Genomic DNA, 12,487 nt, shown 5'->3' with positions numbered 1-12,487 from the left:
GCCGGAACTCCGGCAGTGCCTCCCGGATTGTTCTGGCCGGTCGAAACGACCCTCGAATTCACCCGTCGAATCAGTGGGCGCGAAAGGCGCCGAATGGTTTCTTCCTAGTCCCCGTCGACTCGACGGCAAACATTCCATCCAGGCATGGACGAATCTATTGGACGCTGCCGGTTCGGCGTTGCGAGCATTCGGGAGAAAGGACCAGCCTCCCGGCCGGGCCGCCGAGCCACCGGCCCCACGGTCACCGGCCGCCGCATCGCCGAAGGGCATTCACCGTGGTGAATCTCCGCGCAGCCGTTGTCGGCTGCGGACGTATCGCCTCCACCGACCATGCCTCCGCCCATGCCGCCGACCCTCGCGTGAACCTGGCCGCGGTCGTCGACCCCGACTACGACCGAGCCCGGTCCCTGGCCCGCCGGTTCGGCGTACGCGAGGTCTTCACGTCCCTGGAGGAGATGCTCGCCACCACGGACGTGGACCTCGTCAGCGTCTGCGCCGCGCCCCACCCGCACGCCCCGCTCGCGACGACCGCCCTCCGGGCCGGCTGTCACGTGCTCTGCGAGCCTCCCGCAGCCACCGACGCCGCGGACCTGGCCCGCCTGGCCGCGATCGCCACGGCCGAACACCGCGTCCTGACCGTCGCCTTCCCCTATCGCCACCTCACCGAGACACGCACCGCCCGCGGCATCGTCGACGCCGGCGAGATCGGCGAGATCCACGACATCCAACTCACCGTCAGGGGCTGCCACGAGACGCCGGCCGGGGGCCGCCACCACGACCGGGCCGTTGGCGGCGACGGGCCCCGTGACCGGCCCCGGGGCGCCGACGAACCCCGGCGGTCCCGGGCCGCCGACGAGCCCTGCGGTGGGTTCCGGGCGGACGGTGATCCGTGCGACGGGTTCCGTGCGGACGGTGATCCCGGCGGCGGGTTCCGAGGGGCCGAGGGAGCTTTCGACCGGCCCCTGGCCACCGCCGACCCGCATGATCCGCACCGGGCCAGGGGCGCGTGCGGTCCCCTCACCGATACCGGCATTCACCTGCTGGACCTGGCCATGTGGATCACGGGCTTCCCCGAGGTCGTCGAAACGCTCTGTGCCCCCCACGGCCTCGTCATCGCGAAGGGGACCTCCCAGGTCCGGGACAGGGCCACCACCCTTGTCCGCTGCCGCGACGGCATGTCCCTGAGCATCACCACCTCGTACGCCGCCCGTCCGGCCGACGAGGAGACCGTCCGGGTACGGCTGCTCGGGGACCGGGGAGGTCTGGAGGTCTTCCCGCTGCTGCTGTCCCACCCCGACCTGCCCGCCCCGGGCCACTCGCGGCTGCCCCTGCCCGGAAAGCCCTGGGACCTCCGACTCGCCCGCCGACGGCAGATCGCCGCGTTCGTCGACGCCTGCCTCGGCCGGGGCCCCGCGCCCGTCACCGCCGCCGAAGCCATCCACGTCCAGGAAATCGTCGACCGGCTCCAACGCTCCGCCCACGACACCGCCGTACGAGGAGAGTCGGACGCGCGCGGACAGGGGGAGGGCTGCCAACAGTCGTTCGTCCTCGGGCAGTTGGACATCCGCGGGCAGTTGGACGTCCGCGGGCAGTCGGACCTCAGCGAGACGGTCCCCACCACTGTCGACGACCTCGTCCAGGAGGCGAGCCGTGCCTGAGACCTCTCTCGCGCTCTTCGGCGGTGACCCCGTGGCCGCCGAACCACCCTGCTGGCCTCAGCGCGGACCGCAGGAAGCCCGCATGCTGCGCGAAGTCCTCGACGACGGCCTGTGGTCGCTGCACGGCGGCACCCGCTGCACCCGCTTCGAGTCACGTTTCGCCGAACTGCAGGGCCTCGACCGCGTCCTGACCGTCAGCAACGGCACCGCCGCCCTCCAACTCGCCTGCGAGGCCCTGGGCCTGGGCCCCGGCGACGAGGTCATCGTCCCCGGCCTCACCCGGCCCGGAACGGCCGGCGCGGTCCTGGACGCCAACGCCGTACCCGTTCTGGTCGACGTAGACCCCGACACCTGGTGTCTGGACCCGGCCACCGTGGAGTCCGCCGTGACGGAACGGACCCGCGCGGTCGTAGCCGTCCACCTCTACGGGACGATGCCCGACCTCATGGGCCTGGCCGCACTCTCCGCCCGGTACGGCCTCGCGCTGATCGAGGACTGCGCCCACGCGCCCGGCGCCCGCTGGCAGCGCTACGGCGCCGGCTCCATCGGCACCCTGTCCTGCTTCAGCTTCGGGATGAACAGCACACTCACCGCGGGCGAGGGCGGCTGCGTGGCCACCGCCGACCCCCTGCTCGCCGGCCGTCTGGCCGGCCTGCGTGACTGCGGACGCCGACCGGAGGGCTCACCACTCGGCTGGCGGCCCCTCCAGAGCGGCAACCACCGGATGACGGAATGGCAGGGGGCGATCCTGCTCGCCCAGTGCGACCGGTTCGCGGCACAACGCGAACGACGGGAAACCGTCAGCCGCCGCTGGCGCGAAGCGGCGCTCGCCTCCGGCTTCCTGCGCCCCGCCCGACTGCTCCCCCAGGTCGAGCGACCACCCGGACAAGCCCTGGCCCTGTCGTACGACCCCGACACGGCCCTCCCGCGCGACATCCCCGTCGCGGCCGTCCGTGCCGCTCTCGCCGCCGAACTCCGCGTCCCCGTCGAGGCCTGCCACCGCCCCCTCGACACCTCGCCCGCCTACCTGCCGCACAGCAAGCCCCGGCACCGCCTGTCCCAGGAGTACTGGGAGGCCATCGACCCCCGCCGCGCCCGACTCCCGCACTGCGCCCGCCTGTACGACTCCTCCGTGATCCTCCCGCACACCGCGATGCTCCGCCCCGGCGCCGAGGAAGACCTGCCCCGGGCACTCGACCGGCTGACCCGCCACGCCGGGCAACTGCGCGACTGGGCCGCCGGACGAAGGAAGGCGGCAGCATGACAGCGCCCTCGGCCACGCTCACCGACAGCCGTACGAGCAGCTCATCTCCTCGTACAAGGCCCTGGCCCCTCGCCCACCTGCGGTCCCGCGAGCCAGGTGCCGTCGGCCGGGCCGATCGACGTGTCCGACACGAGCCGGGGCTCGGTGCCGACCCTGCGGAACCAGCCGCCGCCGGAGGCACCGCCGGTGAGGGTGCGGCCGATGCGGTACACCGTCGACAGGGACGGATCGAGGGAGAACCGCCCCGGCTCGTCGACATACCGGAACATGGTCAGCCCGTTGCACGGCGGTGCCGCCGGGTAACCCGAGGCACCCGTCGCCTCGGACGCGGACGGCGCGGAGCAGTCCACGCCCAGGGCCCTCCCGACGATCTCCTCTTCGGACTTGCCCGGTTCGTTGAAGGCCGGGACGAAGACGATGTCGCGGTACCAGCCGCCCCCGCCACCGGTGTGCACACAGTGGCTGAGCCACAGGTGGTGGCGCCTGGGGGCGGACGGAGGGCGCGCGGCACACTTTTCCACGCGCCGCCCGTCGTCGTCACCGCCTGCCAGGCGTCACCGCGCGAACTTGTCACTCACCGCCTGGTACACGCCCTCGGCCTCCTTGCCCAGCCGGGGCCCGGCCAGCCAGCCGGCGCTCACCGGTCCGATGGAGGTGTTGGACACCAGCGCGGGCTGACCGTCCGAACCCTTCGCCACCCAGCCACCGCCGGACGAACCACCGGTCATGCTGCAGCCGATGCGGTACATCGTCGGATCGGCCTCGACGAGCGAGAGCCGCCCCGGCTTGTCCGCGCACTGGTACATCGTCTCGCCGTCGTACGGGGCCCCGGCCGGGTAGCCCGTCGCCGTGATGCTCTGCACCTGCGTCACGGCAGGCGCGTCGAAGTCCACCGGCAGCGCCGAACCGACCATCTCCTCCAACGACTTGCCCCCGCTGCCCTCCTCCGGCGTCACATGGATCACCGCGAAGTCGTACGGCGCTCCGTCACCGCCCGTCTGGCCGCCCTGCTCGATCCACTGGTCCGAGGTCTGCGCCCAGTCACCCCACCAGACGCCGTACGGAGCGACCTGTTCCTTGGTGGCGGTCTGCAACTCCGACGCCGACATACCGCTGTCGTTGTACGAGGGCACGAAGGCGATATTGCGGTACCAGCCGCCCGACTTGCCGGCGTGCACACAGTGGCCGGCCGTCCACACGATGTTGGACTTGCCCGGGTTGGCCGGGTCCTGGACCACGGTCGCCGAGCAGACCATCGTGCCCTCGGGCGCGTCGAAGAACACCTTGCCCGCCTCGGGCGCGTTCGCGTGGTACTCCGTCGACACCGCCTCGGCGTCGACGGACCGAGGCGTCGGGTCGGTCACGCCCTGGTCACCGGTGAGGTCGCTCTCGTCGACCTCCTTCTCCGGCTCCTCGGCGTCCCGCATCCGGTCCGGGTCCCACAGGTCCTCGATGATCGGGTTGACGTAGTCCTCGGCCTCGCGCAGCCAGTCGTCCTTGTCCCAGTTCTTCCAGGCCCCGCCCCGCCACTTGTCGAGGTCGATCCCGTGTTCCTTGAGCTTGTCCTTGATGTCGTCCGGAATCCGGATCTTGCCGTCGCCCGAGCCGGCGCTGTCCTGCGCGGACGCCGACGCGTCGGCGTTCGCCGTGGTGTCACCCGAGCCGCACGCCGTTGCGGTCAACGACAGAACCGTGGCAAGGCCGACCGCGGCCAGAACGGGGGAGGTTCTGCGGCGTGTGCTCCTCCCACGACGGGCGGTGAAGAGCGGTCGTATGGGTCGCATGGTCTGGACTCCCCCTGGGGCGTAAGAGAACTCTGTGCTGCCGAAGCGGATCGCGCACGGTTCCTCCGCGCGCCCACCGCCTCCTTGTACGTATCCGACACGGCATCGCGCGGCTCCGTACACCTGATTCTTCGTACGTAGCCGTCGTACGCGCGGCTTGGTTCGGATCCGCCGAGCCGCGTCCTTCGGAACGGCACCACACACTATGCGGTCGTTGTGGGGGACATCCGATGGAACGGCAACGGTTCCGTCACGGCAAGGATCTTCGTCTCACCCGCTTCCCCGTGCGAGTCGCGTCGTTGGTACGTGCGGGGGGACCGGCCGGTGCTCGGTGACCCCTGCCAACTCGCCTCTGAACAGCGGGAGGAAGTGCAGTCGTGGCGGTGACCGACTCTACGGTGGCGCGATTGGAGCGTGAGCCCGAGCGAGCCCGTTCGGGACACGAGGACGAACCGGCGCGCACACGACGGGAACGCGACGGGGCACGCGCGGCGCACGAGGGGATCCTGCGGCGGCAGGCCGCCCGAGAGCCGGCGGCGCGCACCTACGCGCGCGCCCTGCCCATCGTGCCCGTCCGAGCTCGCGGGCTGACCATCGAGGGTGCCGACGGCCGCCGCTACCTCGACTGTCTGTCCGGCGCGGGCACCCTGGCCCTCGGCCACAACCACCCGGTCGTCCTCGAAGCGGTCCGCAAGGTACTGGACTCGGGCGCTCCGCTGCACGTCCTCGACCTGGCCACCCCCGTCAAGGACGCCTTCACCACCGAATTGTTCCGCACCCTTCCGCCAGGACTCGCGGACCGCGCACGCGTCCAATTCTGCGGACCCGCCGGTACGGACGCGGTCGAGGCCGCTTTCAAACTGGTCCGGGCGGCGACCGGACGCACCGGAATGCTCGCTTTCACCGGCGCCTGTCACGGCATGACCGCCGGGGCACTGGAAGCGTCCGGCGGCGCCTACGACGTACGGGTGGCACGTCTGCCGTACCCGCAGGACTACCGCTGCCCCTTCGGCGTCGGCGGTGAGCGCGGCGCCGAACTCGCCGCCCGCTGGACCGAGTCCGTCCTCGACGACGCCAAGTCCGGCGTACCGCTGCCCGCCGGCATGATCCTCGAACCCGTTCAGGGCGAGGGCGGCGTCATCCCCGCCCCGGACGGCTGGCTGCGGCGGATGCGTGAGATCACCGCCGCGCGCTCGATCCCGCTGATCGCCGACGAGGTGCAGACGGGCGTGGGCCGCACCGGTCGGTTCTGGGCCGTCGAGCACAGCGGCGTCGTCCCCGATGTGATGGTCATGTCCAAGGCCATCGGCGGCAGCCTGCCGCTGGCCGTCGTGGTCTACCGCGAGGACCTCGACGTCTGGCGACCCGGCGCCCACGCGGGCACCTTCCGCGGCAACCAGCTCGCCATGGCCGCCGGCACCGCCACCCTCGCCCACGTCCGCGAGAACGGCCTCGCCGAACGTGCCGCAGCCCTGGGCACCCGCATGCTCACCCAACTCCGCGGCCTCACAAACCAGTTCGCCTGCGTCGGCGACGTACGGGGACGGGGGCTGATGATCGGCATCGAAATGGTCACCCCGGACGCACCGCCTCCCTCCGAGGACACGGGTCCACGCCCACCGGCGCCCTCCCTCGCCACCGCGGTCCAGCGCGAGTGCCTCCGCCGCGGCCTGATCGTCGAACTCGGCGGCCGCCACGCCGGCGTCGTCCGCCTCCTCCCACCCCTGACGATCACCGACGAACAGACGAACGCCGTACTCGACCGCCTGACGGACGCGATCGCCTCGGTAGCGGCCACCGCCGAAACCCGAGGATCGGTGAGCCCGACGCCCGGGCGAACCGGAGGATTCGGACGCCCGCCCGGCGGCTGACCGCCGAGCCGACCCGAGCAGCCACCCGAAACGACCCCCACCCCACTGGGACCCAGCCACGCACCCCAGATACCGCGTCATTCCGACACCGTCCCCCCCCACATCCTCCGGGCAAGCCCCCACCACGCCATCGCCCCACCTCCCTGCCACAGCCCTCACTGCGCCATCGCTCCACACTCCTCCCACACAGGCCCCCGACCCCGCTCGACTCGACCGCACAGACCAGACCCGCGACTGCCCTCCCGCACGAGCAACCCCAGGAACCGCTTTGAAGCCGCCGCCCGCCCCCGAGGCCCGCACCCACGATCCCCACGCGGACGCCCACACCTTCCAGGCACCGAGCCCGCCGAGTGCCGAACCGTCGCCCAGTCAGGCAGAGCAGTCGCCCAGCCAGGCCGAACGGGGGGCCGGTCCGGCCGAGCGGGGGCCCGCTCAGCCCGAACCGGAGTTCGGTCAGGCTGAGCCAGCGCCCTGTCAGGCCTTGCCATTGCCCTGCCAGGACAAGCCAACGCCCTGCCAGGCTGAGCTGGGCTCCGGTCAACCCGCGCAGGTTCCGTACTCTGCCAAGCCAGTCCCTCGCCAAGCCGCGCTCGCTCACGATCCGGCCGAGCCACGGCATGAGCGCGACGAGCCAATCCCCGGCCAGGTCGGCGGAGCCCGGACCACCAAACGTCTACCCACCCCCGCCACCGACGCCCTGCACCACCCCGACCCCCACACCGCGGCCCAAGCGGCAGCGGTCGAGAATCTCTTGCGCTGCTGGGTACGCGAACACAACCTCGCCTCCCCCCACGACGGCATCCTCCATATCCCCCTCCCCACGACCGGTACGACACTCCTCGCCCCGGTGCGCTACTGGTCCCCCACCGGCTGGCACCGCTTCGGCCCGTCACACCTCGCCGACACCCCCGAGACTGCGCCCCCGGTCGACGCGGTCACAGTGGCGACCCTCCTGGCCAGGGAGGCTGCCGCGCGAGACCGTCACGAGACAGGCATCCCCGAGCCCCGATCCGCAGCAGCGCACACCCCCGCGTCCGCCATCTCCGCGTCCCTCGCCACGGGCCGAGCGGATCACCTCACCGATTCCCTCGCCCCGCTCGACCACCCTGGCCCGCCCCGCCGACCCGGCCCCCTCGACCAGCCTCGCCAACCAGGTCCACTCGACCGGCTCGACCCGTCCGAGCAAATCGACCGACTCGACCGGCTCGACCTGGTCCGCAGGGTCGCCGACTCCGCCCGACGCGTCACCATGTTCATTGCCGAACGCCGAGCAGAGCCCGCCGACCATCCGGACCGATTCCTCGCCGCAGAGCAGGCTCTCGTCCTCGGTCACCCCCTGCACCCCACCCCGAAGAGCCGGGAGGGGCTCTCCAACGCCGAAGCACGGCTCTACTCCCCGGAGTTGCGTGGCTCCTTTCCTCTGCACTGGCTCGCGATCGCACCCTCCGTCCTGTCAACCGACTCGGCATGGACCGAACGCGGTCGTGTCATCCCCGCCGAGCGGCTGACCGCACGGCTGGCCGGCCCGGGGCTGTCTCTGCCGGAGGGATACGCCGCCCTGCCTGTGCATCCCTGGCAGCTCCGCGAGATCCGCTACCGCCCGGCCGTCGCCGCTCTGCTCGCCGCCGGCCTGCTCCAGGACCTGGGTCCGCACGGTGACCCGTGGCACCCCACCTCCTCCGTGCGCACCGTTCACCGCACCGGCGCCCCCGCGATGCTGAAGCTCTCGCTGGGCCTGCGCATCACCAACTCCCGTCGTGAGAACCTCCGGAAGGAACTCCACCGCGGTGTCGAGGTCCACCGCCTGCTGCGCACCGGCCTGGCCGCGCAGTGGCAGGCGACCCACCCCGGGTTCGACATCGTCCGCGACCCGGCCTGGCTGGCGGTCACCGCACCGGACGACAACCCCATGCCCGGCCTGGACGTGCTGGTCCGGCACAATCCGTTCGGCCCGGCGGACGACGCGTCCTGCCTCGCGGGACTTGTGTCACCGAGGCCGTACGGCCGTGTCGAGCGACGAGCGGACCACGTCGCGGACCATCCCGGGCAGCGGCAGGACCGCCCCGACGGCCAGGAGCCGGAGTGCCCCGGCAGCCCCCTCCAGCAGGGCTGCGGCATCCCTCCCGATGAGCGTTTCACCCTGCGGTCGCGGCTCGCCGACGTCGTCACCCGCCTCGCCGGGCGCACCGGCCGTCCCCGAGGCACCGTCGCCGCCGAGTGGTTCCTGCGCTATCTGGAGCAGGTCGTGCGGCCCGTGCTGTGGCTGGACAGCGAGGCCGGGATCGCCCTCGAAGCGCACCAGCAGAACACGCTCGTCCTGCTGGACCCCCACGGCTGGCCCATCGGTGGCCGGTACCGCGACAACCAGGGTTACTACTTCCGCGAATCCCGCCGCGCGGATCTCGAAGCCCGACTGCCCGGCATCGGCGAGCGCAGCGACACATTCGTCTCCGACGAGGTCACCGACGAACGGTTCGCCTATTACCTCGGCATCAACAACGTGCTCGGCCTCATCGGCGCGTTCGGCTCTCAGCGCCTCGGTGACGAGCGACTCCTGCTCGCCGCCTTCCGCCGCTTCCTCACGAATGTGGCCACCGGCCCAGCCTCGCTGAACACGACCCTGCCGACCCGGCTGCTCGACTCACCCCTCCTGCGCTGCAAGGCCAACCTCCTGACCCGCCTCCAGGGCCTCGACGAACTCGTCGGCCCGGTCGACACCCAGTCCGTCTACGTCACCATCGCCAATCCCCTCCATCGCTGACCAGGCCGTTCGCCGCTGTCAGTCCACCTGTCTCCGTACTCCGACTCCCTTCAGCCCCGAGGAACATGATCCGCCCGATCTCATGAGAGGAGCGTCGCCGTGGCTCCCACCGACGCGAGCACCGACACCGGCACCGCCTCGGCCCCGACGAGCAATGAGGACACACTCGAACTGCGCCTGCCCGACGACTTCCTCGCGCTCCTGTCCGAGGACAGCGACTCGTGCGGCGGCAGGACCGAGGCGGGACAGAAGGCGCACCCGGACAACGGCGAGTTGCTCGACGACCTCGCCGACTGGGGGCCGGTCGTCACCACGGCAGGCACCCTGCACCTTGTTCCCGTCCGCCTCGAACGGGAACTCCCGCTGATCTCCCGCTGGATGAACGACTCAGCCGTGGCCTCCTACTGGAAGCTCGCCGGAACCGAGGACGTGACCGCGAACCACCTCCGGACCCAGCTCGGCGGAGACGGCCGCAGCGTGCCCTGCCTCGGGCTGCTGGACGGCACCCCGATGAGCTACTGGGAGATCTACCGGGCGGACCTCGACCCCATCGCTCGCCACTACCCCTCCCGTCCGCACGACACCGGAATCCACCTCCTCATCGGCCCCGTCGCCGACCGGGGACGGGGCCTCGGCGCCACTCTGCTCCGTGCCGTCGCCGATCTCGTCCTCGACAGAAGACCATCCTGTGTCCGCGTCGTCGCGGAACCCGACCTTCGAAACTTTCCCTCCGTCTCCGCCTTCCTGAGCGCAGGCTTCCGGTTCTCCGCCGAGGTCGACCTGCCCGACAAGCGGGCCGCCCTCATGGTGAGAGACAGGCTCCTGCGCGATCTGATGTAGATCCGTTGTGGATCCGATGTGGATCTGCTGTGACGCCGTCATTTTTGGTACACCGCCCGCGCCGATCCGGTTCCCGATCGAACCGACTCGATTTCCGGCCCCCGAGAATCGGCCCTTCCCTCACGAAGAGAACCCGGCCTTGATCCCGCCTCTCACACCCCGTGCCTCCGCCTTGATAACCCGTTTGTCAGTGGTGACCCGTAGGGTGGTCGCGCTATGACGAAGCCCTCACTCCACGAACTCCTGCACGCCGCCGTCGCCGCTGTCGGCGGCATGGAGCGCCCCGGCCAGGTGACCATGGCCGAAGCCGTCGCGGAGGCGATCGACGACGGCTCCCATCTGCTGGTTCAGGCGGGCACCGGCACCGGAAAGTCGCTCGGTTACCTGGTGCCCGCGCTCGCCCAGGGGGAGCGAGTCGTCGTGGCGACGGCGACCCTGGCGCTCCAGCGCCAGCTCGTGGAGCGGGACCTGCCGAGAACGGTCGACGCGTTGCATCCGCTGCTGCGCCGCCGCCCCGAGTTCGCGATGCTCAAGGGCCGGTCGAACTACCTGTGCCTGCACCGCCTGAACGAAGGCGTGCCGCAGGACGAGGAGGAGGGCCTCTTCGACCAGTTCGAGGCGGCCGCGCCCTCCAGCAAGCTGGGCCAGGACCTGCTGCGGCTGCGGGACTGGTCGCAGGAGACCGAGACCGGTGACCGGGATGACCTCACCCCCGGTGTGTCAGACCGTGCCTGGGCGCAGATCTCCGTGTCGTCCAGGGAGTGCCTGGGCGCTTCGAAGTGTGCGTACGGCGCCGAGTGCTTCGCCGAGATGGCCCGGGAGCGGGCCAAGCTCGCCGAGGTGGTCGTCACCAATCACGCGCTGCTCGCGATCGACGCCATCGAGGGCGCGCCGGTGCTTCCGCAGCACGAGGTGCTGATCGTGGACGAGGCGCACGAGCTCGTCTCACGGGTGACCGGCGTGGCGACCGGCGAGCTCACCCCCGGCCAGGTCAACCGCGCTGTGAAGCGGGCGGCGAAGCTCGTGAACGAGAAGGCCGCCGACCAGCTCCAAACCGCCGCAGAGGGGTTCGAGCGGGTCATGGAGCTGGCCCTGCCGGGCCGTCTGGAGGAGGTTCCCGAGGACCTGGCGTACGTCATCATGGCGCTGCGCGACGCCGCCCGTACGGTGATCTCGGCCCTCGGCAGCACACGCGACAAGTCCGTCCAGGACGAGGACGCCGTTCGCAAGCAGGCGCTGGCGGCGGTGGAGAGCGTCCATGACGTGGCGGAGCGGATCAGTAACGGTTCCGAATGGGACGTCATCTGGTACGAACGCCACGACCGCTTCGGCGCGTCCTTGCGCGTCGCCCCGATGTCCGTGTCCGGCCTCCTCCGGGAGAAGCTCTTCGCGGACCGGTCCGTCACCCTGACCTCGGCCACGCTCAAGCTGGGCGGCGACTTCAACGGCGTGGGCGCGTCACTGGGTCTGGCGCCGGAGGGCACTCAGGGAGACGACCTTCCCCACTGGAAGGGCGTGGACGTCGGATCGCCGTTCGACTACCCGAGGCAGGGCATCCTCTACGTCGCCAAGCATCTGTCGCGGCCCGCACGGGACGGCGACCGGACGGACATGCTGGACGAGCTCACGGAGCTGATCCAGGCGGCCGGCGGCCGGACGCTCGGCCTGTTCTCGTCGATGAGAGCAGCCCAGCTGGCGGCGGAGGAGCTGCGCGTCCGGATCCCCGAATATCCGATCCTGCTGCAGGGCGAGGAGACGCTCGGCGAGCTCATCAAGGGCTTCGCGGCCGACCCGAAGACCTGTCTCTTCGGCACGCTGTCGCTCTGGCAGGGTGTCGACGTGCCCGGTCCCAGCTGTCAGCTGGTCGTCATGGACAAGATCCCGTTCCCGCGCCCCGACGACCCTTTGATGAGCGCCCGCCAGAAGGCGGTCGAGGAGGCGGGCGGCAACGGCTTCATGGCCGTCGCCGCCACCCACGCGGCCCTGCTGATGGCCCAGGGCGCAGGCCGGCTCGTTCGGGCGCAGGGAGACCGCGGAGTGGTCGCCGTACTGGATCAGCGGCTGGCGACCGCGCGGTACGGCAGCTATCTGAAGGCGTCACTGCCCGACTTCTGGTACACGACGGACCGTAACCAGGTCCGCAGGTCGCTCGCCGCGATCGACGGCGCGGCGAAGGGCAAGGAAGAAGAGGCGGAGGAAGAAGAGGCGGAGAAGGCGGATGCGTGAACGGCCGGTGGCCTGTCCCCGTGGTTTCAGGGGACAGGCCACCGGCCGTTCTGCGCACAGGCTCACAGGGCCTGGACCGTGAT

General features: G+C 71.2%; 7 protein-coding genes and 1 pseudogene. 6 read left to right on the top strand and 2 right to left on the bottom strand.

The annotated features are described in order from the left end of the window. The first annotated feature begins 275 nt into the window (after nt 1-275). A complete protein-coding gene (locus OG622_RS14460) occupies nt 276-1,658 on the top strand; it encodes a Gfo/Idh/MocA family protein (RefSeq protein ID WP_371576404.1) in 1,383 nt (460 codons plus the stop codon). Beyond that, the gene (locus OG622_RS14455) at nt 1,651-2,922 is read left to right on the top strand and encodes a DegT/DnrJ/EryC1/StrS family aminotransferase (RefSeq protein ID WP_371576402.1); all 1,272 of its coding nucleotides are present in this window, start codon (nt 1,651-1,653) and stop codon (nt 2,920-2,922) included. Before OG622_RS14460 ends, OG622_RS14455 begins: the two co-directional genes overlap by 8 nt. 18 nt (nt 2,923-2,940) lie before the next feature. Here the strand turns inward: OG622_RS14455 and OG622_RS14450 are convergent. Then, a pseudogene (locus tag OG622_RS14450) lies at nt 2,941-3,383 on the bottom strand (hypothetical protein); the annotation flags it as partial. A 93-nt stretch (nt 3,384-3,476) separates the two neighbouring features. After that, nucleotides 3,477-4,706, bottom strand: a complete 1,230-nt coding sequence (locus tag OG622_RS14445; RefSeq protein WP_371576401.1) for a serine protease — start codon at nt 4,704-4,706, stop codon at nt 3,477-3,479. Between the two features lie 503 nt (nt 4,707-5,209). On the opposite strand from OG622_RS14445, the gene OG622_RS14440 reads away from it, so the two are divergent. From OG622_RS14440 to OG622_RS14425, 4 genes are all read left to right on the top strand, one after another. After that, on the top strand, nt 5,210-6,577 hold the full coding sequence (locus OG622_RS14440) for a diaminobutyrate--2-oxoglutarate transaminase family protein (RefSeq protein ID WP_371584092.1): 1,368 nt from the start codon (nt 5,210-5,212) through the stop codon (nt 6,575-6,577). Nucleotides 6,578-7,328: 751 nt separating this feature from the next. Beyond that, nucleotides 7,329-9,338, top strand: coding sequence for an IucA/IucC family siderophore biosynthesis protein (locus OG622_RS14435; protein ID WP_371576399.1), 2,010 nt, complete (start codon nt 7,329-7,331; stop codon nt 9,336-9,338). Between the two features lie 99 nt (nt 9,339-9,437). Continuing rightward, the gene (locus OG622_RS14430; RefSeq protein WP_371576398.1) at nt 9,438-10,178 is read left to right on the top strand and encodes a GNAT family N-acetyltransferase; all 741 of its coding nucleotides are present in this window, start codon (nt 9,438-9,440) and stop codon (nt 10,176-10,178) included. A gap of 216 nt (nt 10,179-10,394) precedes the next feature. Next, nucleotides 10,395-12,404 carry an ATP-dependent DNA helicase gene (locus tag OG622_RS14425; RefSeq protein ID WP_371576396.1) on the top strand — a complete coding sequence of 670 codons (2,010 nt, stop codon included), beginning with the start codon at nt 10,395-10,397 and terminating at the stop codon, nt 12,402-12,404. The last annotated feature ends 83 nt before the right edge of the window (nt 12,405-12,487 follow it).

It is taken from the genome of Streptomyces sp. NBC_01314 (assembly GCF_041435215.1).
Taxonomy (GTDB): Bacteria; Actinomycetota; Actinomycetes; order Streptomycetales; family Streptomycetaceae; genus Streptomyces.
Note: the sequence above shows the minus strand (reverse complement) of the source record. Positions and strands in the feature narration are given on the sequence as shown.

What these genes read in the sequence shown, in the direction of transcription:
- OG622_RS14425 (WP_371576396.1), top strand. Translation starts at nt 10,395, where the DNA reads ATGACGAAGCCCTCACTCCACGAACTCCTGCACGCCGCCGTCGCCGCT.
- OG622_RS14445 (WP_371576401.1), bottom strand. Translation starts at nt 4,706, where the DNA reads ATGCGACCCATACGACCGCTCTTCACCGCCCGTCGTGGGAGGAGCACA.